Genomic DNA, 22,461 nt, shown 5'->3' with positions numbered 1-22,461 from the left:
GCGTTCACGGGCGAGCGACTACGGCACCCGGTAGAGCCATTCGTCGGTACCGAACTTGTCGCGAACCAGCTGCTCGGCCTTCGCATACTCCTCGGGCGTGATATCGCCCGGGGTCGCACCGTAGAGCTGGGCGAAGGTCTGCTTCATGCGATCGATCACCTCGGCCCGGCTCAGCCCCGTCTGACTGCGAAGCGGGTCGACGCGCTTCGCCGCGGAGGCGATGCCCTTGTCACTGATCTTCTCCCGGCCGATACGCAACACCTCGGTCATCTTCTGACCGTCCATGTCGTAGCTCATCGTCACGTGATGCAGCACGGCACCCGACCCGAGCCGCTTCTGCGCGGCGCCGCCGATCTTGCCCTTCGGGCTCGTGATGTCGTTCAGCGGTTGATAGAAGGCGTCGATGCCGAGCGACTTGAGCGCGACCAGCACCCACTCGTCGAGAAAGGCGTAGCTATCGGCGAAGCTCATCCCCTGCACGAGGTCGGCAGGGGCGTAGATCGAATACGTCACCACCGAGCCTGCCTCCATGAACATGGCGCCACCGCCCGAGATGCGGCGCACCACATCGAAGCCGTACTTCTTCGCATTGTCGGCGTCGACCTCGTTCTTCACCGATTGGAAACTGCCGATCACCACGGCCGGCTCATCCCACTCCCAGATGCGCAGCGTGGGCCGACGGCGGCCCTCCCCCACCTCAATGGCGAGCACCTCATCCAAAGCCATCTGCTCGACGGGCGGAACCGCCTTCGAGTGCACGATCTGCCAGTCGTAGTCACGCCAGCTCGTGGCCTTGGCGAGCGATCGACGGATCGCCACCGCGACCGCCTCCGGCGAGAAGCCGAGAAGGATGGCACCCTCGGGCAGCGCCCCCTTCACGGTCGCCGCGATATCGGCCGCACTCGACTCGGCCGAGAGGCCGGTGACCGCCCGGTCGATCGCCTCCAAAGCCGTGTCGGGTTCGAGGAAGAAGTCGCCTGCGAGGTGGAAATCGGCAAGTCTGCCGTCGACGACCTCGAGGTCGACGACGACGAGTTTTCCGCCGGGCACCTTGTATTCACCGTGCATGGCTCCAGCCTAAGACTCTGACGCGTCACCTGAACCCAGGAGCCGCCATCGGCTCAGCTGCGCCGGGCGATGCGCGCATCCAACCAGGCCGTCAGGTCGGCCATGACTTCAGCGCGGTTCGTCTCGTTGTAGATCTCGTGGCGGGCAACGGGATAGACGATGGTCGTCACATCCGTGAGCCCCGCCCGCTCGCGGTAGACACGTTCGAGGCGACGCGCGCTCTTCTCGCCGCCCAGCGGATCATCGCCGCCCACCTGCACGAGCAACGGGATGTCGCGGGCCAGCGAGCGCGCGGGCCGGCCGAGCAGCCGCATGGCGTCGACCGTTCCGAACAGTTTCGGCAGCGGAGTCATCGTGGTGAGCGGGTCGTCCACGAAGGCCTGCGCCACGGCCGGGTCGCGGCTGAGCCATTCGGCGCCCGTCGCGCCCAGGTGCGCGTGCCGCTTGTTGAGATCGAATCCGCTGTTCATCGAGCCGAGCATCCGGTAGGCCGTTCCAGAGAGCACCGCGAAGTCGTACTCATCCGAGTGCCGATTGAGGATCATCTGCACCATGAGCGATCCCCAGCTGTGCCCGAAGAACACGAGCGGGAGGCCGGGGTTCTCGCGACGCACCAGCGTGCTGAAGTCGTGCAGCGCATCCACCGCGGCCCGCAGCCCGCCCGGCCCCAGCCGGCCCAGCTTGGCCGGGTCGCCCCACTGGGCCATGCCGGTGCGACCGTGTCCGCGATGGTCGTCGGCGTAGACCGTGTAACCGTCGGCGTTCAGGTGTTCGGCAAGGGCACGATAGCGACCGGCGTGCTCCCCGACGCCGTGCGCGACCTGCACCACGGCCCGCGGCGCTTCGACAGGCCACACATCGTAGGTGATCTCCACGCCGGTGGCGTCTGTATAGGTAGGCACGCGCTCATTCTGGCGCACCGCATCCGAGAATGGGATTTATTTAGCGAGACTAATTTGTTAGGCTAACAATGTATGTCTCAACGCCTCAGCACCCACGATCTCAGCACGGCTGTGCGCATCGCCGTCGCCCGGCTCTCCCGCCGGCTGCGCGCCGAAAAGGCCGACCACGAGCTGAGCGACACCCAGACCTCCGTCCTCGCCTTCACCGTGCGAGAAGGGCCGGGCACGATCGGCCAGCTCAGCGAACACGAGCGGGTCACGCCGCCGTCGATGAACCGCACCGTCAACCACCTCGAAGACGCCGGCTACGTGCGCCGCACCCCCGACGCCGAAGACGGCAGAAAGGTGGTGGTGGTCGCCACTGAGTCGGGCCGCGAGCTCATCGCCGAGACCCGCCGCCGTCGCGACGCCTGGCTGAACAAGCGCCTGCGCACGCTCACCCCCGAGCAGCGCTCCACCCTGGCCGAGGCCGCGACCATCCTGCGAGAGCTGGCCGATTCTTGAGTGCGATGTTCCGGTCGCTGGCCGGAGTGAACTATCGCATCTGGGCGACCGGCGCGATCGTCTCCAACGTCGGCACCTGGATGCAGCGCACGGCGCAAGACTGGATCGTCCTCACCCAGCTCACCCACAACAACGCCGCGGCGGTCGGCGTCGTGATGGCGCTGCAGTTCGCGCCGCAGCTGCTGCTGCTCCCGGTCACCGGATGGGCGGCCGACCATCTCGACCGCCGCAAGCTCCTCATGGCGACGCAGGGGGCGATGGGCGCGCTCGGCCTCGGACTCGGCCTCCTCACCGTCTTCGGTTTCGTGCAGCTTTGGCATGTCTACGTGTTCGCCGCGCTGCTCGGTTGCGTTGCCGCCTTCGACGCCCCCGCCCGGCAGACCTTCGTCTCGGAACTGGTGGCCGGCCCCAACCTCTCCAACGCCGTCGCCCTCAACTCGGCGTCCTTCAACGCCGCCCGGATGATCGGCCCGGCCGTCGCCGGCGTGCTCACCGCGGTGGTCGGCGCGGGCTGGGTGTTCCTCATCAACGCGGCGACATTCGGTGCGGTGCTGCTCTCGCTCAAGTTCCTGCGGGTGAGCCAGCTCTACCGCTCCGAGCGTGCGAAGAAGCAGCGCGGCGGTCTCGCCGAAGGCTTCCGCTATGTGCGCCGGCGTCCTGACATCCTCGTCATCCTCGTCATGGTGTTCCTGATCGGAACGTTCGGGCTCAACTTTCCCATCTTCATCTCGACGATGTCGGTCAGCGTCTTCCACAAGGGCGCCGGCGAATTCGGGCTCCTCTCCTCGATCATGGCGATCGGCTCGGTGGTCGGCGCATTGCTCTCGGCCCGTCGGGAACGCCCGCGCGTCGCCCTCCTTTTCGCCGGCGCCGCGTTCTTCGGGTTCGGATGCGCGCTGGCCGCCGTCATGCCCGAGTATTGGCTCTTCGGCCTCGCCCTCATCGTGATCGGCATCTCGTCGCAGACCCTGATGACGACCGCCAACGGCACCGTGCAGATGACGACGGACCCGCACCTCCGCGGTCGCGTCATGGCCATCTACATGGCGATCTTCATGGGCGGCACCCCGATCGGCGCCCGATCGTCGGCTGGGTCGCCGACACCTTCGGGCCGCGCTGGGCGATGGGCGTCGGAGCCGCCTCCGGTTTCGCGGCCGCCCTCGTCGGTGTGATCTACCTGGTGAAATACCGCAACCTTCGCCTGCGCTTCACCTCCTGGCGCCCCCGGTTCACCGTCGACGCCCGCGAAGAGGTTCGCGAGGAACTCGCCGACACCGAGGCCACCGCCACCCGCGCATCCTGACGCCCCTCCCCCCCCCCTCCCCACCCCTCCCGCCCCGTCCCGTCCGCCCCCCTCTCCCACCCCACCCCACCCCACCCCAGCAGTCGAGTCCACTCAAAGTCGCCCGAAAACGTGCGAGTCCGCGGATTCTTCGCGGACTCGCGTGCCACTTCGGGGTGGGTGGGGGGCGGACGGGGCGGGGCGGGGCGGGGGACGGGGCGGGACCGGGCGGGACGGGGCGGGGCGGGCGGGGCGGACGGGCGGCGGCGGAGTCGCGGTAGGCTTGAAACGATTCATAGTGCGAGGAGGCGGCGGTGGGCACAGGCGGTCAACGGGTGTGCTTTCAGGTGCGGGTGCGTCCCGAACTGCTTGACGAGTACAGGCGCGCTCACGAGGCGGTCTGGCCCGCGATGCTGCGCGAGATCGAGGCGTCCGGGCGGCGGAATTACACGCTGTTCCTCGCCGAGGACGGGCTGCTCATCGGCTATTACGAAGCGGACTCCCCCGAGGCGAGCGCACGCTACCTCGCCGAATCGGCGGTGGCGGCGGAATGGGAGGCCGCGATGGGCAGATTCTTCCTCTCGGTCGACGGCCGTGCCGACCAGGATGCGCCCCACCTGAACGAGGTCTTCAACCTGGCCGACCAACTCGCCACGTCATCCCCCACGACGGCAGAACATTCGGCGCACATCGTTGGAATCAGCGCGACGTAGCCACCATTTGGCGCAGATCGCGACCGCGCGCTACGCCAGCGGGCGAGCGACGCGAGCGGGCGAGTACAGCGTGGGGGCGAACACGCGGGCGACGAGCGCGCGCAGGCTTTCCAGGTCGCCGCCGACCAGCCCCTGCGCCCGGGCCTGAACGAGCACATTGCCGATCGCGGTCGCTTCGACCGGACCGGCCAGCACCGGCAGTCCGCTGCGGTCGGCGACGAGTTGGCAGAGCAGACGGTTCTGTGCTCCGCCGCCGACGATGTGGATGGTGTCGACGACCCGGCCCGAGAGGTCGGCGGCGGTCTGGACGGCGCCGGCGAACGCATCCGCGAGGCTTTCGACGATGCTCCGCACGTACTCGACGGGGGTGGTCGGGGCGGCGACACCGTGTTCGTTGCACCATTCGGCGATGCGGAGGGGCAGGTCGCCGGGGGCGAGGAAGCGGGGGTCGTCGGCGTCGAACACGGGTACCGGTGTGGTCAACGATCCGGCCTGGTCGAGCAACGTCACGAGGTCGACGTCGATCCCGCGCGCCTGCCAGGTGCGGATGGATTCGCTCAGCAGCCACAGCCCCATCACATTGTGGAGGAACCGGACCCGACCGTCGACACCGCCCTCGTTGGTGAAGTTGGCGTTGCGTGCGGCTTCCGTGGCGACGGGATGCTCGAGTTCGACGCCGACGAGGCCCCACGTTCCGCAGGAGATGTAGGCGGCGTTCGGAGAGACCATGGGCACGGCGACGACGGCCGAGGCGGTGTCATGCGAGCCGACCGTGGTGACCGTCGGCCCGACGCCATCGACGTTCAGCCGGGAACGGAGGCTGGGCAGCAGCGCTCCGATGGGGGTTCCGGGTTCGACGACCGGGGGGAGGATGCCCCGCGGCAGGTCGAGACGGTCGAGGAGGGCGTCGTTCCATTCGCCGTCGGCGGTGAGCAGACCGGTCGTGGAGGCGTTGGTGCGCTCGGCGACGCGTTCGCCGCTCAGCCAGTACGTGATCAGGTCTGGGATGAGCAGCATCGTGTCGACGTCGGCCAGCCGCCCGCCGGCACGGTCCACGGCCAGCTGATAGAGCGTGTTGAAGGGCAGGAACTGCAGGCCGTTCTGCCGGTAGAGGTCTGCGGCCGGCACGCGGGAGTGGGTCAGCTCGACCCCCGGAAGCGAGCGCTCGTCGCGGTAGTGGTACGGGATGCCCTGGAGCACTCCCCCGCGCAGCAGCCCGTAGTCGACAGCCCACGCATCCACTCCCACACTGACGATCCCCGGCTCGGTGCGGAGTGCCGCACCGAGCCCGTCGGTCACGTGCCGGTACAGCTCGACGACGTTCCAGTGCAGGCCGGCACGGTCGCCTTCCCACAGCTGCACGGGCGTGTTCGCGAAGCGTGCGGTCTCGCTGAGTTCGAGCGTGTTCGGTCCGACGCGGCCGAGCATGACCCGGCCGCTGGTGGCACCGAGGTCGACCGCGGCGACAGCGCCGCTTCCGCCCGGCCCGCTGCCGCTCATCGGCGTCGCCTCATCTCAGGAACGCGGCGGCGACGCCGGCATCGACGGGGATGTGGAGCCCGGTGGTGTGGTCGAGGTCGGAGGAGCAGAGCACGAACACCGCGTTCGCGACGTGCTCGGGCAGGACCTCCCGCTTCAGCAGCGTGCGCTGGGCGTAGTACTGACCCAGCTCGTCTTCGGGAACCCCGTAGACGGCAGCCCGCTTGGCACCCCAACCGCCGGCGAAGATCCCGGACCCGCGCACCACCCCGTCCGGGTTGATGCCGTTGACCCGCACCCCGTACTCACCGAGTTCTGCTGCCAGCAGCCGCACTTGGTGCGCCTGGTCGGCTTTGGTGGCCGAGTAGGCGATGTTGTTCGGGCCGGCGAAGACGGAGTTCTTCGAGGAGATGTAGACGATGTCGCCGCCGAGCTTCTGCTCGATGAGCACCTTGGCCGCGGCCTTCGAGACCAGGAACGATCCCTTCGCCATCACGTTGTGCTGCAGATCCCAATCGGCGACCGTTGTCTCCAGCAACGACTTCGACAACGACAGGCCGGCGTTGTTGACCACCAGGTCAAGACCGCCGAACGCGAGCAATGCCGCATCCACCGCCTGCTGCACCGCACCCTCATCGGTCACGTTCGCGACCACACCGATCGCGACATCCGTGTTGCCGATCTCGGCCGCTGCGGCCTGCGCTTTCTCCACGTCGAGGTCGGCGATCACCACACACGCGCCCTCGTCCGCGAGCCGGGTGGCGATGGCCTTGCCGATCCCCGATGCAGCTCCGGTGACCAATGCGATACGACCAGCCAGCGGCTTCGGCTTCGGCAGCCGCGCAAGCTTGGCCTCCTCCAACGCCCAGTACTCGATGCGGAACTTCTCGCCCTCGTCGATCGGCGCATAGGTCGAGAGCGCTTCGGCTCCCCGCATCACGTTGATGGCGTTGACGTAGAACTCCCCGGCCACACGAGCGGTCTGCTTGTTCGCGCCATAGGAGAACATGCCTACCCCGGGGATCAGAATGATCGCCGGGTCCGCCCCGCGGATCGCCGGCGACTCCGGGCTCGCGTGACGGTCGTAGTACGCCTGATAGTCGGCCCGGTACTGCTCGTGCAGCACCTCCAACCGCGCCACCGACTCGTCGACGGAGGCGTCCGCCGGCAGATCCAGCACCAACGGTTTCACCTTGGTCCGCAGGAAGTGGTCCGGGCAGCTCGTGCCCAGGGCGGCGAGCCGCGGATGCTCGGATGACACCAGGAAGTCGAGGACGACGTCGGCATCCGTGAAGTGCCCGACCTGCGCCCGATCGGTCGACGCGATCGCCCGCAGATGCGGGGCCAACGCCGCCGCCTTCGCCCGCCGCTCCCCCGCCTCCAGTGCCTCGTAACCGGTCAAGACGGTTCCGAACGGCTTCGATCTGCCGTGCTGGTCGATGTACGCCGCGGCGGTTTCGATGATCCACAGCGAGTTCGCCTCGGCCTCCTCCGACGTGTCACCCCACGCGGTGATGCCATGACCGCCCAGGATAGCGCCGACCGCCCCCGGGCTCTCCCGCCTCAACGCCGCGATATCCAACCCCAACTGGAACCCCGGACGCCGCCACGGCACCCACACCACCCGCCCACCGAACGCCGCACCCGTCAACGCCTCCCCATCAACCGCCGTCGCAAAAGCGATCCCCGAATCCGGATGCAAATGATCCACATGCGCCGCATCCACCAAACCATGCATCGCCGTATCGATCGACGGCGCCGCACCCCCCTTGCCATGCAGCGTGTAATCGAACGCCGCCACCATCTCATCCTCCCGCCCCACACCCGGATACACCCCGACAAGAGACCGCAACCGATCCAAACGCAACACCGCCAACCCCGACTCCGTCAGCGTGCCAAGATCACCACCAGAGCCCTTCACCCACAACAACTCCACGGATTCCCCCGTCACCGGGTCGATCCCCGCACCCTTCGCACTGGTGTTGCCGCCGGCGTAGTTCGTATTCCGCGGATCGGAACCCAACCGATTCGAACGAGCAATCAGTTCTTCCGCTACCGGGTTCGTCACGCTCATGCCCCCCATCCGGCCTGAACGCCGCCGACACGGTCGGCCTCGATCTTCTCCTGATACCCGGATGCGGCATACGCCTTCATCGGGTCGGCCGGCAAACCGCGCGACTCGCGCCACTCGGCCAACGCCGGGCGCACATCCGTGTAGAACGCATCCATCAGGATCCCGTTCGCACCGAGCACATCGCCGGCCGCCTGCGCCGCCGACAAGGCCCCCCGATCGATCAGGAGAGCACGCGCCGTCATCTCCTGCACGTTCAGCACCGAGCGGAGCTGGCCCGGGATCTTCTTCTCGATGTTGTGGCACTGGTCGAGCATGAAAGCGACGTCCGGGTTGTTCAGCCCGCCACCGCGGATCACCTCCGCCAGGATGCGGAACAGCTGGAACGGGTCGGCCGCTCCGACGATCAGGTCGTCGTCGGCGTAGAACCGCGAGTTGAAATCGAACGAGCCGAGCTTTCCGAGACGGAGCAGCTGCGCGACGATGAACTCGATGTTGGTCCCGGGCGCGTGGTGCCCGGTGTCCAAGCACACCAGCGCCTTCTCACCCAGTGCGACCGTGTGCGCGTAGCTGGTCCCCCAATCCGGGACGTCCGTGTGATAGAACGCCGGCTCGAAGAACTTGTACTCCAACACCAGTCGCTGGTCGTCACCGAGACCCGCGTAGATCGCCGCCAAAGAGTCGGCCAAACGGTCCTGCCTCGCGCGGATGTCGTCCTGCCCCGGGTAGTTCGTGCCGTCCGCCAACCAGATCTTCAGATCCCGCGAACCCGTCTCGTTCATCACGTCGATACAGCGCAGGTGATGATCGACCGCCTTCTGCCGCACCACCGGATCGGAATGCGTGACCGATCCCAGCTTGTAGTCGTCGTCCTGGAAGGTATTCGAGTTCACCGTCCCCAACGACACCCCGCTGTCCTCCGCATGCTTGCGCAGATCGGAGAACGAGTCCACCAGATCCCACGGGATGTGCAACGCCACCGTCGGAGCCAGGCCGGAGTACTTGTGCACCTGCGCCGCATCCGACACCTTCTCGAACGGGTCACGCGGTGTGCCCGGCGAACCGAACACCTTGAACCGGGTGCCCGAATTGCCGAACGCCCACGAGGGAAGCTCGATCGCCTGCGCGGCGAGCGCCGGGGCGATGGTGTGAAGGTCAGTCATGTCAGTGCTCAATCGTTTCTTTGTAGCGGGTTGGTGCTCAGCGGCCGACGGGGACCGTGGCGGGGATGACGACAGTGGTGGAATGGTGGCCCGCCTCCAGAGGTCGCTCGGGCTGTCCGGGGAGGCGGAGAACGGCGTCGACGCCAGACGGGATGTCGGCTTCGACGGTGAGGGTGTCGCCGACGAGAGTCCACGCGACGGCGACGCGGCCGTGCGGAGTCTTCAGCTCGGTCTCCGCTTCGGTGAGACCGCCGCCCGGTTGCGGTGCGATGAGCACCTTCGCGTAGCCGGGGGCGAGCGGCGCGATCCCGCCGACCACCCGGTGCATCCAGTCGGCCACGGCGCCGAGCGCGTAGTGGTTGAACGACGTCATCTCACCGGGGTTGATGGTGCCGTCCGGCAGCATCGAATCCCAGCGTTCCCACACGGTGGTGGCGCCCATGGTCACCGGGTAGAGCCAGGACGGGCACTCGCGCTCGAGCAGGAGCCGGTAGGCGGCATCCACGTGGCCGGTCTTCGTCAGGGCGTCGGTGATGAAGGGGGTGCCGGCGAAACCGGTGGAGATGCGGTAGCCTGCCGCGGCCGAGAGCTCGGCCAGACGCGCCCCGGCGGTCGCCTCGTCTTCCTGATCGAGGAGACCGAATACGATGGCGAGAGCGTAGACGGTGGTGCAATCGCTCAGCACGATGCCGTCGGTGACGTAGTTCTCGGTGAAGGCCGCGCGGAGACCGGCGGCGATGGCCTCGAACTCCTTCTGTTCGGCAGCGAGGCCGAGCAGCGCGGCGGTCTGGGCCACGATGGTCGCCGAACGGTAGGCGCAGGCCGTGGCGACGACGCCCTTGTCGGCTTTCGCCTCGGCCGGGTTCTCCGGCGGCGCATCCGGGTCGAGCCAGTCGCCGAACTGGAAGTTGCCGTCCCAGACCCCTGCGGGCGAGAGCAGCGACTTCACGTGGCGCACGTGGGCGGCCATGGAACCGAACTGCCGGCGCAGCACCGACTCGTCCCCATACGCCTCGTAGAGCGTCCACGGCACCCACACCGCGGCATCGCTCCAGATCGCCGTGGAGTCGACCGTTCCGAACTCGCTGGGAGCGTCGCCGCCGAGGTACTTCAGAACATCCGGGATGACGAATCCGACGATGCCGTCATGGTGCTTCTGCTCCAGACCGAGGTCGATCAGCCAGTCGGACAGGAACGCATCCACGTCGTAGAGGAAGGCGGCCGTCGGCGCGAACGCGGCGATGTCTCCCGTCCAGCCGAGACGCTCGTCGCGCTGCGGGCAGTCGGTGGGGACATCGACGAAGTTGCCGCGCATTCCCCACACCACGTTCTCGTGGAACTGGTTCAGCAGCGGGTCGGAGGTGCGGAAGGTGCCGATCCGTTCGAGCTCCGATCCGATCGCGACGGCGGTGATGGCAGCGGCGTCGAATTCGCCCGGCCAGCCCGTGATCTCCGCATACCGGAAGCCGTGGAAGGTGAAGGTGGGCTCGAACACATCCGCGCCACCGCTCAGGATGAACCGGTCGGTCGCGAGGGCCGAGCGCAGCGGTCTCGTGCCCAGCTCGCCGTCTTCCAGCACCTCGGCGTGGCGCAGCGTGATCTCCGTGCCTTCGGGGCCGCTCGCCTGCACGCGCACCCACCCGACCAGGTTCTGGCCGAAGTCGACGAGTGTCGTGCCGGAGGGCGACGTCCACACCTTCTGTACGGCGAGCTCGTTCCAGCGTTTGACGCTCGGGCCCACGTACGGTTCGAGGATCGCGGTGTCGAAGTCGAGCGTGTGCACGCCGACCCACCCCTCGCCGACGAAGCCGGGCGCGAGCCACGCGTCGTTGCGGCGCCGGGCATCGATCGTCTCACCGTCGTAGAGGTCGTTCGCGAGCACCGCACTCGGCCCCGCCGTCCAGCCGGCATCTGTGGAGACGGTCTGGGTGCTGCCATCCTCGAAGGTCACCTCGAGCTGAGCGAATGCGCCGAGCTCCGAACCGTAGAACGCCGAACGGCCCGACCAGCCGAGGCGCCCCCGGTACCAGCCGTTGCCGAGAGCCAGCCCGAGCACGCTCGTCGTGTCGACGAACGCGGTCACGTCGTAGCTCGCATAGCGGAGCCGCCACTCGTAGCTGCTCCAGCCCGGCGTCAGAAGGTCGTCCGAGACCTTCCGCCCGTTCAGCCAGGCCTCGACCACGCCGAGGGCGGTGAGCGTGAGTGTCGCCCCGGTCACCGCACCGTGTCCCTGGTCGAGGGCGAACTCCGAGCGGAGCAGAGGCGCCCCGTCGAAATCGTCGTCGGCTGCGATCATGCGAGCGTGCCAGTCCATTGCGGTTTCTCCCGTGTGTGTCGTTCGTTCTCGGATGGCGGGGGCGGCGAACGCTCCCGCTGGTGTCGTCGGTTGCGGCATCAGCCTTTGACCGCTCCGCTGGTGATACCGCCCACGATCTGCCGATTGAAGAAGATGTAGGCGATGAGCGGCGGGATGGTGATGATGAAGATGGCCATGAAGAGCAGGTTGTAGAAGCTGAGGTTCTGACCTGAGAAGGTGTACAGCGCGAGCTGCACGGTGACCTGGTCGCCCGGCAGGAAGTACAGCGGGCCGGCGAAGTCGTTGAACACGAAGACCGCCTGCACCACGACGACGGTCACGATCACCGGACGCAGCAGGGGCAGGACGACACGGGTGAACAACCGGATCGGACCGGCTCCGTCGAGCACGGCGGCCTCGTCGAGTTCGCGCGGGATGTTCCCGACGAACGCGCGGAAGAGCAGGATGCAGAACGACAGCCCGAAGGTGGCCTCGATGAGGATCATCCCGGGCATCGTCCCGAACAGCTTGAGCCCTTGGAGCACCCAGATCGTCGGCACCACGGCAGGCGGAACGATCAGCCCGGCGAGCACGAAGAAGTTCACGACGGGGCCCCACTTGCTCCGCTTGCGGGCAAGGACGTAGCCCGCCATCGCGCCGATGGCGACCATCAGCAGGACCGAGCCGACCGTGAGGACGGTGCTGTTGATGATGGCCCGCCAGATGACGCCGTCATTGGAGTTCAGGGTGTCCACGAAGTTCTGGAAGAACTGCCACTGCGTCGGCCAGGAGAACTGGAGGTTCGACGCATCCGCCGGTGATTTCGCCGCCTGGAGCAGCACGAAGGCGAAGGGGACGAGGAAGACGACGATGGAGACGAGGATCGCGATGCTGCCGACGATCCAGGCGCGGCGGCGCTCGCGGGTCACAGTTCCACCTGCTTTCTGTTGAGGAAGTACGAGAGCGGAACCATGATCACCGTGACGAGCAGGAAGAGGACGACGTTGCCCGCCGTGGAAAGGCCGAAGAACCCGGCCTGGTACTGCTTGTAGATCACGGAGGCGAGGACGTCGCTGGTGAAGCCGGGGCCGCCGCCGGTCGTGACCCAGATGATGTCGAACGACCGGAGCCCGCCGATGAGAGAGAGGATGATCACCGTCGCGGTCGCGCCTCGGGTGAGCGGCACCGTGATCTGGCGCAGGATCTTCCCGCTCCCGGCGCCGTCGATCTTCGCCGCCTCGAAGTACTCGTTCGGGATGGCGACGATGCCGGCCATGAAGATGAGGGTCGCGATGCCGACGCCCTTCCAGATGTCGATGCCGGCGATGCTGTAGAGGGCCAGGTTGGGGTCGGTCAGCCAGCCCGGCTGCGGCAGTCCGAAGAACCCGAGCACTGCGTTGACCATTCCGTGGAACGGATCGAGGAGCGACTTCCACATGATCCCGACCCCGATCGTCGAGAGCAGGACGGGGAAGAACACGACCGCCCGGAGGTATCCGCGCCCGATGATCGGAGACGTCAGGAGGAGCGCCAGGAAGAACCCGATGATCACCTTCGCCCCCGAGGTGATGACGGCGTAGATCAGCGTGTGGATGAAGCTCGTGTAGAGCTGCGGGTCGCTGAAGAACTGAACGTAGTTCGCGAACCCGATGAACGTCGAGTCGAAGAGCGACCAGCGTGTCAGCGAGAAGTAGAACGACGAGAAGGTGGGGAGCGCGAAGAAGACGACGTAGAGCACGAGGGCCGGGATGAAGAACCAGGTCGGGTAGATCGACTTGATCGACCTTCGTGGCTTCTTCTCGGGAGGGTGCGCTTCACGGGCGGCTTCGCCTGCTCGGATCGCGGTCACGGGGGTGGCAGTCGACATTGGTTGCTCCTCGTCGAGTTCGGTGCGTTGGTGCGAAATGCGGAGCCGATGACCCGGTGCCATCGGCTCCGCATTGCGGGTCGCCTGGGGCGCCCGATGTTGGCTGGTCTACCAGCCTTTGAGCCCGAGTTGCTGGGCTTGCGCCTTCACATCGTTGTCGTAGAGGGCGGCTCCGGCGGGGGCTTTGGTGATGCCCGAGCCGACCTGGATCAGGATCTTCTCCAGGTTCGGGCCCTTGATCGGCGAGATGAATTCGAGCGCCAGGCCCGTCTTCTTGGCTTCCTGGTACTTCAGTTCGTCCGCGACGAGGGCGGGAGCGTCGCTCGGAAGCTTGCAGGTGCTGATGGCGAACGGACCGGCCGGAACACCGACGGAGTTCTGCGCGTCACAGCCGGCGGGCGAGTTGATGTATGCGATGAGCTTCTTCGCGGCGGTCAGTTTGTCTCCCGTGGTCGTCTTCGGGATGTACGCTCCGTTCGACTCCCAGACGGTGGCGTGCGGGTCGCCGCTCTCGGTCGGCATCGCGAAGTAGCCGATGTCGTTCACCTGGTCCGGGTTGGACTGCACCACGTTGCCGATCACTGCGGTGATCATCGGGTACTGTGCGCCCGCTCCGGTGGCCAGGGCCTTCAGGGCGTTCACGTTCGTCATCGACGCGTAGTCCTTGTTCATCAGACCCTTGTCGAAGATTTCCTGTGTGTGGGTGAAGCCGGCGAGCGCCGGCGGGTTCACATACTTCTTCTTGTTGGCCGTGTACTGCGCTGCCCAGCTCGGGTCCTGCGCGCTCACGTTGGCGAAGTCGGCGAGGACGAACAGCTGGCTGGTCCAGGTGTCTCCGTAGGAGACGAGCACGGGCGTGATCCCGGCGGCCTTGATCTTCTCGCTGTTGCTGATGAACTCGTCCCAGGTCTTGGGCACGGTCAGCCCGAGCTTCTCGTAGACCTTTTTGTTGTACATGATGCCGCCGTCGAAGGTCGTGCCCCACGGGGCGCCGTACGTGGCCTTGGACGTGCTGACCGCCGCCTTGAAGTCCGGCGTGATGTCTTTCACCCAGGGCTCGTCGGTGAGCGGCTGGAGCTGGCTGTCGGGGTGGAGCGCCTGGAACAGCGATCCCGAGTTGTACAGGAACACATCGTCCATAGTCCCGGTGGAGAGCTTGGTCTTGATCAGGTTGTCGCCGTCGGTGCCGCCCGGGCGGGTGTCGACCTTGACGGTGATCGTCGGGTTCGCCTTGTGGAATCCGTCGGCGATGGTGTTCGCGAACTTGGTCGCGACCGGGTCGTTTCCGCCAGCCATCAATCTGATGGTGGTCGCGCCGCCCGAGCTGCTGGTGGAGCATCCGACGAGGGTGAGGGCGGCGAGGGCCGCCCCACCGAGAATGGCGGCCGTGCGAGTTGCCGTCCGTCGAGAGAACATAAATACCTCCTTGTATTTAGCGCTGTAGCGCCCGCGGGTATTCGGGTGAGCATTGAAACGCTTCATTTGAAGATAAACGGCGGATGCGACAACCGCAATGACCGATTGTAACGATTCAGCAACGGTGCTGATGACGCGCCGTTCCGCAGCGAAATACGATCGATCGAGCCCGTCTCGCGATTCAATTCGACACAGGAGGGGATTCGGGGCGGCCGGCGACAAGCCAGCGCACAGGTTATCGATTCAATCGTCGCTCGCCCTAGAATGCCAAGCGGAGAGGACGGCCATGGTCTCATCGAGCGTCAAGGATGTCGCCGCACTGGCGAGGGTGTCGATCGGAACGGTCTCCAATGTTCTGAACCGACCCGAGATCGTCTCGCCTGAGACCGTGGAGCGGGTCACCCTCGCCATGGAGAAGCTCTCCTACGTGCGCAATGAGGCGGCACGACAGCTGCGCGTCGGCCACAGCCACGCACTCGGCCTGATCACCCTCAGCGGCGGCAACCCGTTCTTCACCGAAGTGACGACGGCAGCCGAAGACGAGGCCGCCACGGTCGGATACTCCGTGATCGCCGGCAACAGCGACGAGAAGAAAGACCGCGAGTCGGGCTATCTCACACTCTTCGAGGAGCTTCGGGTGCGCGGCATCCTGATCTCCCCCGTCGGCAATGTGATCCCGCGGCTGCGCCGCATGCGCGACCGCGGCATCCCGGCGGTGCTGGTGGACAGGATGAGCAAGGACATGTCGTTCAGCTCGGTCTCCGTCGACGACGTCGCCGGAGGTTCGCTGGCGGTCTCGCATCTCATCGAGTCCGGCCGGCGCCGCATCGCCTTCGTCGGCGGACCGTCCGAGATCCGCCAGGTGAGCGACCGGCTGCTGGGCGCCCGGCAGGCCGCGGCCGCGCATCCGGGGGTCACGCTCGAGGTGATCACGCTCGCGGCCCTCACCGTGCAAGAGGGCAAGCGGGCCGGCGAGGCACTGGTCGAGCGACCGGCGGATGCACGACCCGACGCCATCTTCGCGGCCAACGACCTCCTCGCCATCGGGCTGCTGCAGGCGCTCTACATGCAGGGCCGCATCGCGATCCCCGACGAGATCGCCCTCGTCGGCTATGACGACATCCTGTTCGCCAGCGCCTCGGTGGTGCCGCTCACCTCGGTGCGGCAGCCGAGCCGGCTGATCGGCGAGACCGCGGTGCAGATCCTCCTCGAAGAGGCCGACGACCCGACGCTCGAGCCACGGCAGATCCTGTACCAGCCCGAGCTGGTCGTCCGCGCCTCCAGCTCGTAACCGCCGGGCACCCCGTCTTCCGAACGATTTTCCGGGCGATTGCATTGAAGCGATTCAAATTCGCACGGATCTCGGCTATGGTGAGGGCGCAACGACGCAGGAGGACCCCGATGAAACACCATGACGAGGCCGTCGCACGCTATGTCCAGCGAGAATCCGCGGCCACCGACTGCCTCGCCATCATCGTGAGCGGCTCCCTCGCCCGCGGCGCCGAGCGCCCCGAATCCGACGTCGACCTCTACCTCGTCGTCACCGAAGAACGCTGGGCGGACGCGCACCGGCACAACCGGCTGATGTACACCGAAGACGACGGCATCGGCTACCCGGGCGGCTACTACGACGTGAAACTCGCCACGCTCTCCTACCTCGACGACGCGGCGGATCGCGGCGACGACCCCGTGCGCGAATCGTTCGCCTCGACGCGCATCGCGTTCAGCCGCATCGACGACCTCCCCGACCGCATCGCGCGCATCCACACCACCTCCGACACCGATTGGGAGGCGCGCGCCGCCTCGTTCCTGGCGCAGGCGCGACTGCACGGCGGGTACTTCCTCGACCAAGCCTGGACGGCCGGCGATCAACTGCTGCTCACGCACGCATCCGTCCACCTGGCGACGTCGGCCTGCCGTGCACTGCTCGCACTGAACCATCGGCGTTTCCCCGGACCGAAGTACCTGGCGAAGCTGACCGCGGAGCTCGACCGCAAACCCGACGGCTTCGACGACCTCATCAGCGCGCTGCTGAGCGAGCCGAACCCGGCCACGGGCGGCGCGCTGCTGTCGAGTCTGGAATCGTTCACCGGTTCGGTGCTGCCTCACGAACAGACCCTCTCCACGTTCGTGCTCGACAACGAGCTCGCCTGGCGCTACCGCACCAAGACACCCGAATACTCCTGACCGGCACACCGACAGGCATCACCCTCCCTCCACCCTCCGATCCGAAAGCAGCCGCACAATGACCTCCGCCCCCGCCGCAACGACGCGCGCGATCACCGCCTCCACCCCCACAGCCTTCCCCGGCATCGACTGGCATGCCCATTGGATCGGCGCCGAAGGCGTCGGCGCCATCTCCACCGAAGCGTTCAGCAACGACGGCCCACGCGCCCCGTTCCACCGCACCTTCTTCCGCTCCACCGTCACCGTCGACACCGTGCCGGACGGCGTGCCCGCCCGCGTCACGGCCGACTCCCGCTATGTGCTCTACGTCAACGGCGTCGAGGTGGGTCGCGGCCCCGCCCGATCCCAGCCCCGGCGGCTGCGGTTCGACGAATACGACCTCGCCCCGTTCCTCCGGGCCGGCCAGAACACGGTCGCTGTTCTCGTCACCTACTACGGGAACCCCACCGCCTTCTGGCAGCCGGCCGTGGCGAATGGCGGCCTCGGCCTGGATGCGGTGCTCGCCTTCGAGGCGCGGCTCGGCTCCCGCTGGCTGGTGAGCGACGGAGACTGGCGCGTGCGCCGCTCCACCGCCTGGACCTCCCCCGCGCTCGACGGCCTCGACGGGGTCCCTGTCGAGCTCGTCGACGCCCGGCAGATGCCGCTCGGCTGGGAACAGCCCGGCTTCGACGACAGCGATTGGGATGCCGCCCAGCTGCGCCCCGCCGCGCACATCGGCGGCTTCGGCCGCACCCACCCGCCGACCGATCCCTACGGCGCGCTGCTCCCCCGCGGCACGGCTGCCGTCGGGGGCGCGACCGAGACCCCGGCCACTGTGCGGGTGAGCACCCCGGTGGCCACGGGTGCGACCCCCGCCGAACATCCGGTCGCCGGTGTGCGCGCCGCACTCGACGGTCACACAGTCGAAGCGGATGCGATCACCGCCCTTCCCGCACCGGTCGCCGCCGGCAGCGTCGTCACCCTCGACTTCGGGCGCGTCGTCGTCGGAACAGTGCACCTCCGCCTGAGTGCCGCCACGGGAACCGTGGTGGACATCCTCTACCGTGAGCGACCCCACCGCTCCGACGAGGCGGAGAGCTTCTCCATCCCCAAGACCGGCGCCCGCTACATCGCGCGCGGCGCCGACGACCGTTTCGACGCGCACGAGGTCAACGGGATGCGCTACGCCCACCTCCTCGTCTCCGGCGACACCGTGATCGAGTCGTTCGAGGTGCGCGAACGCCTCTACCCGCAGGTGGGCGAGTCCTACTTCCGCTCCGACGACCCCGAGATCGACACGCTCTACCGTGCCGGCATCCGCACCGTTCAGGCGAACGCGCAGGACGCGTACACCGACTGCCCGACCCGCGAGCAGCGCGCCTGGGTGGGCGACGGCGTCGTGCACCAGCTCGTGCACCTCACCACCAACGGCGACTGGCGATTGGCCCGCAACTATGTGGCCCTGGGCGACTCGCCGCGCTCCGACGGCATCCTGCCGATGAGCGTCGTCGGCGAGATCGAATCGTCGGCCGGGTACACCATCCCCGACTGGTCGCTGCACTGGGTGCACGGCGTGCACAACCTCTACCGCTACCTCGGGGATGCCGAGGAGATTCGCGCGTTGCTTCCCACGGTCGAGCGGGTGCTGCGCTGGTACCTCCCATACGTCGACGGCCGTGGCACCATCGCCGACGTGCCCGAGTGGAACCTCGTGGACTGGTCGAGCGTCTTCGTCACCGGTCGCAGCAGCATCCTCACCGCCCTCTGGGCCCGAGGGCTGCGGGAGTTCGCCGAACTGAGCCTGTTCGTCGGGAACTCCGGTGCGGCCACCTGGGCCGACGGCCTGCACGCCCGTGCCGCCCACGGTTTCGAGGACTTCTGGGATGAGGCGCGCGGCACCTACCGCGACCACATCGTGAACGGCGAGGCGCTACCGGCCGCATCGCAGGCGGCAGGCGCCACCGCGATCGTTTCGGGGCTCGCCCCGCAGAGCCGGTGGGGTCGTATCGTCGGCACCGTCACCGATCCCGCCACGCTCGTGGTGCGCTCATGGATCGGCGGCGAAGACGGCTCATACGATGTGCAGAAGATCGCCGACCAGATGCGCGGTGTGCAGCGCATCGACTGGGATGCCGAACGCCAGATCGTGATCGCCGAACCGTTCTTCAGCTACCTCGTGCACGATGCCGTCGCAGCGGCCGGTCACGCCGGCGAATTGGTCACCCTCATCCGCCGCTGGTCGCCCTTCCTCACCGACGGGTACGACACCTTCGGCGAATGCTGGGGCTGGGGAACCCCGGTGCACGGGTGGAGCAGCACGCCGACGAAAGACCTGGTGCAGTACGTGCTCGGTGTCACGCCGGGCGAGCCGGGCTTCGCCACGGTGCGGGTCGCGCCGGCGCTCGGCACCCTCGGTTGGGCCGAGGGGGCGGTGCCGACCCCGCACGGGTCGGTGGTGGTGCGCGTCGCCGACGGAACCGTGACCGTCGACTCCCCCGTTCCCGGCACCCTGGTGCACTCCGACGGGCGGGAGGAAGGGTTCGCGGCCGGGCGCACCGCGCTCGCCCTGTAGTCGGCGGATTATGCTGAAACCATGACTTCTGCACCCGAGACCTTCGACCGTGTCACCATGTTCGGCGCCGAATGGTGCCGCGACTGCCGCCGCTCGAAGGCCCTGTTCGAGCGCCTCGGCACCGACTACGACTACATCGACCTCGAATCGGTCGCCGACGGCGCCGAGCGGGCGAAGGCCATCAGCGGGCGCACGAACATCCCCGTCGTGGTCTTCCCGGACGGAGCCTTCTTCGTCGAGCCCACCGACGCCGACCTCGAAGCCGCCCTCGCCGCCCGCTAACCCTTTCCTGGCCCTTCCCGGCCTCGCGAAAGCGATCAGTCGGACAGGCTGAGACGATCGGGGCGGCCGTGGCCGGGGCAGACGAGGCGCGGACGCAGCGAGGCGATCAGATCCGTGGTCGCGAGCGCCGCATCCCGGTCGCTGATGAGCGGAGCCGGAAGCTGCACCAGACGCCCCCTGCGCATCATCGCGGCATCACCGACGAACACGACGCCACGCCAGCTGACGATCACGTGACCCGGTGTGTGCCCGGGCGCCGGAAGCACCGACAGCCCAGGGATGATCTCGGTCGGCTCGACGATCTCACTCAACGCGACGGGCGGGTGCATCGGATTGATCAGCTTCAGGAACCGACGCGCCCTCGTCGGCGGCTCCGTCTCGCCGCGCAGGATCGGAACATCCTCGCGCCCCAGCCATACCCTCACGCCGAGCGCCTCCTGAACGGCCGGCGCGGCGCCCGAGTGATCGGGGTCGTAGTGGGTGAGCACCACATCCGTCACCGGCGGGACGAGACGGCGCGCCCCAGCGAGTTCCGCCAGCGATGATCGGGCGCCGGATGCGAGACCCGGGTCGATCAGCACACTGCAGTCCTCCCCGGCCACCAGATACCCGTTGGCGCCGGCGGTCTTCTCCAGGGCGAAGACGGTGGGAGTGAGTTCTCGCATGAGGAAAGCATCCCACCGGTCGACCGCTCCAGCCACTCAGAAGCCGAGACGCACAATGCCATCCATTCTTCCTGTTGGACAGGTGACTCCGGCGGGCGGAGGCTGAGACCATGGAGTACACACACCTCGGCCGTTCCGGCCTGACTGTCTCTCGACTCGCTCTCGGCACGATGAACTTCGGCCCCCAGACCAGCGATGAAGACTCGCACGCGATCATGGACGCCGCCCACGAGCACGGCATCAACTACTTCGACACCGCCAACGTCTACGGCCAGCACCGCGGGCGCGGCGCCACCGAGTCGATCATCGGCGACTGGTTCGCCAAAGGCGACGGCCGCCGCGAGCGCACCGTGCTCGCCACCAAGCTCTACGGGAACATGGGCGATTGGCCGAACGAGGGAAAGCTCTCGGCGCTGAACATCCGCCAGGCCCTGGATGCGAGCCTCACGCGGCTGCAGACCGACCACATCGACATCTACCAGTTCCACCACATCGACCGGGACACCCCCTGGGACGAGATCTGGCAGGCGATGGAGGTCGCCGTGGCGCAGGGCAAGATCCTCTACGCGGGCTCCAGCAACTTCGCCGGCTGGCACATCGCCACTGCTCAGGCGGAGGCGCGCCGCCGCAACTACACCGGCCTCGTCAGCGAGCAGTCCATCTACAACCTCCTCACCCGCCAGGTGGAGTTGGAGGTGCTGCCCGCCGCCCAGGCGAACGGCGTGGGCGTGATCGCCTGGTCGCCGCTGCACGGCGGTCTGCTCGGCGGCGTCATCCGCAAGCAGAACGAGGGAAAGCGCCGCCTGGAGGGTCGCGCCGCCGAGACTCTGGCGACCCACCGTGAGGCGATCGAAGCCTACGAGGCGTTCGCCGATGAGCTCGGCCACGAGCCGGGCGACATCGCCCTTGCCTGGCTGCTGCACCAGCCGGCCGTGACCGCCCCGATCATCGGCCCGCGCACCCGCGAGCAGCTGGATGCGGCCGTGCGCGCCCTCGAGGTCACGCTCGACGACGCCGCGCTGGCCCACCTCGACGCGATCTTCCCCGGGCACAAGACCGCGCCCGAAGACTACGCCTGGTGACCGGCAGAGAGCAGACAATGAAGACACGCAGAATCGCCGATGTCGAGGTGAGCGCGATCGGCCTGGGCGGCATGCCCATGTCGATCGAGGGACGCCCCGACGAGGCCCGCTCCATCGCGACGATCCACGCGGCACTCGACGCCGGCGTCACGTTCTTCGACACTGCGGACGCCTATCACCTGCACGCGGACGAGGTGGGCCACAACGAGTCCCTGATCGCGAAGGCTGTCGCACGCTGGGGCGGTGACACCTCCGGTGTGCTGATCGCCACCAAGGGTGGCCACCTGCGCCCGGGCGACGGCAGCTGGAACGTCGACGGCCGCCCCGAGTATCTGAAGGAGGCCGCCAAAGCCTCCCTCGCCCGGCTGGGCGGAGACGCCATCGGTCTCTACCAGTTCCACCGCCCCGACCCGAACGTGCCCTACGAGGATTCGGTCGGCGCCATCCGGGAGCTGCTCGACGAGGGCATCATCCGCCTCGCCGGCATCTCGAACGCCGACCCCGCGCAGATCGAGCTGGCGCAGAACATCCTGGGCGGGCGTCTCGCCTCGGTGCAGAACCAGTTCTCGCCGGCGTTCCGCTCCAGCGAGACCGAACTGGTGCTGGCCGACCGGCTCGGCGTCGCCTTCCTGCCGTGGAGCCCGCTCGGCGGCATCAGATCGGCGGCCGCCCTCGGCGACCGGTTCGCCCCGTTCCAGACGGTGGCGGATGCGCGCGGAGTCAGCCCGCAGGTCGTCGCGCTGGCCTGGCATCTGGCGAAGAGCCCGCATGTGATCCCGATCCCCGGCGCCTCGCGACCGGAGTCGATCCGCGACTCGGCCACCGCCGTCGACTTGCAGCTCACCGCCGAGGAGTTCTCCTCCCTCGACGCCGCCTGATCGGCCCGCCCTGCCCCGCCTCGCTCGTGGCCCGTGAACGGGTCGGCGTGAGGCG

18 protein-coding genes and 1 pseudogene are annotated in these 22,461 nt (G+C 67.7%); 9 read left to right on the top strand and 10 right to left on the bottom strand.

Annotated features, from left to right (window positions below; genetic code table 11):
- Positions 1-18 precede the first annotated feature (18 nt).
- Positions 19-1,068: a lipoate--protein ligase family protein gene (locus K5L49_RS13430; RefSeq protein ID WP_223693473.1), complete on the bottom strand. Its 1,050-nt coding sequence runs from the start codon at positions 1,066-1,068 to the stop codon at positions 19-21.
- Between the two features lie 53 nt (positions 1,069-1,121).
- The gene (locus K5L49_RS13425; protein ID WP_223693471.1) at positions 1,122-1,970 is read right to left on the bottom strand and encodes an alpha/beta fold hydrolase; all 849 of its coding nucleotides are present in this window, start codon (positions 1,968-1,970) and stop codon (positions 1,122-1,124) included.
- 72 nt (positions 1,971-2,042) lie between these two features.
- On the opposite strand from K5L49_RS13425, the gene K5L49_RS13420 reads away from it, so the two are divergent.
- The 3 genes and pseudogenes from K5L49_RS13420 to K5L49_RS13410 all read left to right on the top strand — a co-directional run bounded on the left by K5L49_RS13420 (position 2,043) and on the right by K5L49_RS13410 (position 4,469).
- A complete protein-coding gene (locus K5L49_RS13420) occupies positions 2,043-2,474 on the top strand; it encodes a MarR family winged helix-turn-helix transcriptional regulator (protein WP_223693470.1) in 432 nt (143 codons plus the stop codon).
- Positions 2,475-2,479: 5 nt separating this feature from the next.
- Positions 2,480-3,777, top strand: a pseudogene (locus K5L49_RS13415) (MFS transporter).
- Between the two features lie 293 nt (positions 3,778-4,070).
- The gene (locus tag K5L49_RS13410; protein ID WP_223693469.1) at positions 4,071-4,469 is read left to right on the top strand and encodes an L-rhamnose mutarotase; all 399 of its coding nucleotides are present in this window, start codon (positions 4,071-4,073) and stop codon (positions 4,467-4,469) included.
- A 30-nt stretch (positions 4,470-4,499) separates the two neighbouring features.
- Here the strand turns inward: K5L49_RS13410 and K5L49_RS13405 are convergent, their stop codons facing one another.
- The 7 genes from K5L49_RS13405 to K5L49_RS13375 all read right to left on the bottom strand — a co-directional run bounded on the left by K5L49_RS13405 (position 4,500) and on the right by K5L49_RS13375 (position 14,761).
- Positions 4,500-5,969, bottom strand: coding sequence for a rhamnulokinase (locus K5L49_RS13405; RefSeq protein WP_223693467.1), 1,470 nt, complete (start codon positions 5,967-5,969; stop codon positions 4,500-4,502).
- A gap of 10 nt (positions 5,970-5,979) precedes the next feature.
- Positions 5,980-8,031: a bifunctional aldolase/short-chain dehydrogenase gene (locus tag K5L49_RS13400; protein ID WP_223693465.1), complete on the bottom strand. Its 2,052-nt coding sequence runs from the start codon at positions 8,029-8,031 to the stop codon at positions 5,980-5,982.
- Positions 8,019-9,182 carry an L-rhamnose isomerase gene (rhaI, locus tag K5L49_RS13395; protein WP_223693464.1) on the bottom strand — a complete coding sequence of 388 codons (1,164 nt, stop codon included), beginning with the start codon at positions 9,180-9,182 and terminating at the stop codon, positions 8,019-8,021. Before rhaI ends, K5L49_RS13400 begins: the two co-directional genes overlap by 13 nt.
- Positions 9,183-9,219: 37 nt before the next feature.
- Positions 9,220-11,496 (bottom strand): alpha-L-rhamnosidase, encoded by a 2,277-nt coding sequence (locus tag K5L49_RS13390; RefSeq protein ID WP_223693462.1) that lies wholly within the window; start codon positions 11,494-11,496, stop codon positions 9,220-9,222.
- A gap of 80 nt (positions 11,497-11,576) precedes the next feature.
- Positions 11,577-12,407, bottom strand: coding sequence for a carbohydrate ABC transporter permease (locus K5L49_RS13385; protein WP_223693461.1), 831 nt, complete (start codon positions 12,405-12,407; stop codon positions 11,577-11,579).
- Positions 12,404-13,345, bottom strand: a complete 942-nt coding sequence (locus tag K5L49_RS13380) for a carbohydrate ABC transporter permease (protein ID WP_223693459.1) — start codon at positions 13,343-13,345, stop codon at positions 12,404-12,406. Before K5L49_RS13380 ends, K5L49_RS13385 begins: the two co-directional genes overlap by 4 nt.
- Positions 13,346-13,453: 108 nt before the next feature.
- Positions 13,454-14,761 carry an ABC transporter substrate-binding protein gene (locus K5L49_RS13375; RefSeq protein WP_223693457.1) on the bottom strand — a complete coding sequence of 436 codons (1,308 nt, stop codon included), beginning with the start codon at positions 14,759-14,761 and terminating at the stop codon, positions 13,454-13,456.
- Positions 14,762-15,047: 286 nt separating this feature from the next.
- Between K5L49_RS13375 and K5L49_RS13370 the strand changes: the two genes are divergently transcribed.
- From K5L49_RS13370 to K5L49_RS13355, 4 genes are all read left to right on the top strand, one after another.
- Entirely contained in the window at positions 15,048-16,052 is a 1,005-nt protein-coding gene (locus K5L49_RS13370) for a LacI family DNA-binding transcriptional regulator (RefSeq protein WP_223693456.1), read from the top strand.
- Between the two features lie 110 nt (positions 16,053-16,162).
- Entirely contained in the window at positions 16,163-16,948 is a 786-nt protein-coding gene (locus K5L49_RS13365; protein WP_223693454.1) for a nucleotidyltransferase domain-containing protein, read from the top strand.
- A 58-nt stretch (positions 16,949-17,006) separates the two neighbouring features.
- A complete protein-coding gene (locus K5L49_RS13360) occupies positions 17,007-19,499 on the top strand; it encodes an alpha-L-rhamnosidase-related protein (protein WP_223693452.1) in 2,493 nt (830 codons plus the stop codon).
- Between the two features lie 21 nt (positions 19,500-19,520).
- On the top strand, positions 19,521-19,781 hold the full coding sequence (locus K5L49_RS13355; protein WP_223693450.1) for a glutaredoxin family protein: 261 nt from the start codon (positions 19,521-19,523) through the stop codon (positions 19,779-19,781).
- A gap of 35 nt (positions 19,782-19,816) precedes the next feature.
- Here the strand turns inward: K5L49_RS13355 and K5L49_RS13350 are convergent, their stop codons facing one another.
- Complete coding sequence (locus K5L49_RS13350; protein ID WP_223693448.1) at positions 19,817-20,446, bottom strand: MBL fold metallo-hydrolase; 630 nt, start codon at positions 20,444-20,446, stop codon at positions 19,817-19,819.
- Positions 20,447-20,556: 110 nt separating this feature from the next.
- Between K5L49_RS13350 and K5L49_RS13345 the strand changes: the two genes are divergently transcribed.
- Together K5L49_RS13345 and K5L49_RS13340 are read left to right on the top strand one after the other, a co-directional pair.
- Positions 20,557-21,528, top strand: coding sequence for an aldo/keto reductase (locus K5L49_RS13345; protein ID WP_223693446.1), 972 nt, complete (start codon positions 20,557-20,559; stop codon positions 21,526-21,528).
- Positions 21,529-21,545: 17 nt separating this feature from the next.
- Positions 21,546-22,406 carry an aldo/keto reductase gene (locus tag K5L49_RS13340; protein WP_223693444.1) on the top strand — a complete coding sequence of 287 codons (861 nt, stop codon included), beginning with the start codon at positions 21,546-21,548 and terminating at the stop codon, positions 22,404-22,406.
- Positions 22,407-22,461 lie beyond the last annotated feature (55 nt).

The organism is Leifsonia poae, from assembly GCF_020009625.1.
Classification (GTDB): Bacteria; Actinomycetota; Actinomycetes; order Actinomycetales; family Microbacteriaceae; genus Leifsonia; species Leifsonia poae_A.
Note: the sequence above shows the minus strand (reverse complement) of the source record. Positions and strands in the feature narration are given on the sequence as shown.

What these genes read in the sequence shown, in the direction of transcription:
- K5L49_RS13430 (WP_223693473.1), bottom strand. Translation starts at nt 1,068, where the DNA reads ATGCACGGTGAATACAAGGTGCCCGGCGGAAAACTCGTCGTCGTCGAC.
- K5L49_RS13420 (WP_223693470.1), top strand. Translation starts at nt 2,043, where the DNA reads ATGTCTCAACGCCTCAGCACCCACGATCTCAGCACGGCTGTGCGCATC.
- K5L49_RS13405 (WP_223693467.1), bottom strand. Translation starts at nt 5,969, where the DNA reads ATGAGCGGCAGCGGGCCGGGCGGAAGCGGCGCTGTCGCCGCGGTCGAC.
- K5L49_RS13400 (WP_223693465.1), bottom strand. Translation starts at nt 8,031, where the DNA reads ATGGGGGGCATGAGCGTGACGAACCCGGTAGCGGAAGAACTGATTGCT.
- rhaI (WP_223693464.1), bottom strand. Translation starts at nt 9,182, where the DNA reads ATGACTGACCTTCACACCATCGCCCCGGCGCTCGCCGCGCAGGCGATC.
- K5L49_RS13390 (WP_223693462.1), bottom strand. Translation starts at nt 11,496, where the DNA reads ATGGACTGGCACGCTCGCATGATCGCAGCCGACGACGATTTCGACGGG.
- K5L49_RS13380 (WP_223693459.1), bottom strand. Translation starts at nt 13,345, where the DNA reads ATGTCGACTGCCACCCCCGTGACCGCGATCCGAGCAGGCGAAGCCGCC.
- K5L49_RS13375 (WP_223693457.1), bottom strand. Translation starts at nt 14,761, where the DNA reads ATGTTCTCTCGACGGACGGCAACTCGCACGGCCGCCATTCTCGGTGGG.
- K5L49_RS13370 (WP_223693456.1), top strand. Translation starts at nt 15,048, where the DNA reads ATGGTCTCATCGAGCGTCAAGGATGTCGCCGCACTGGCGAGGGTGTCG.
- K5L49_RS13365 (WP_223693454.1), top strand. Translation starts at nt 16,163, where the DNA reads ATGAAACACCATGACGAGGCCGTCGCACGCTATGTCCAGCGAGAATCC.
- K5L49_RS13360 (WP_223693452.1), top strand. Translation starts at nt 17,007, where the DNA reads ATGACCTCCGCCCCCGCCGCAACGACGCGCGCGATCACCGCCTCCACC.
- K5L49_RS13355 (WP_223693450.1), top strand. Translation starts at nt 19,521, where the DNA reads ATGACTTCTGCACCCGAGACCTTCGACCGTGTCACCATGTTCGGCGCC.
- K5L49_RS13350 (WP_223693448.1), bottom strand. Translation starts at nt 20,446, where the DNA reads ATGCGAGAACTCACTCCCACCGTCTTCGCCCTGGAGAAGACCGCCGGC.
- K5L49_RS13345 (WP_223693446.1), top strand. Translation starts at nt 20,557, where the DNA reads ATGGAGTACACACACCTCGGCCGTTCCGGCCTGACTGTCTCTCGACTC.
- K5L49_RS13340 (WP_223693444.1), top strand. Translation starts at nt 21,546, where the DNA reads ATGAAGACACGCAGAATCGCCGATGTCGAGGTGAGCGCGATCGGCCTG.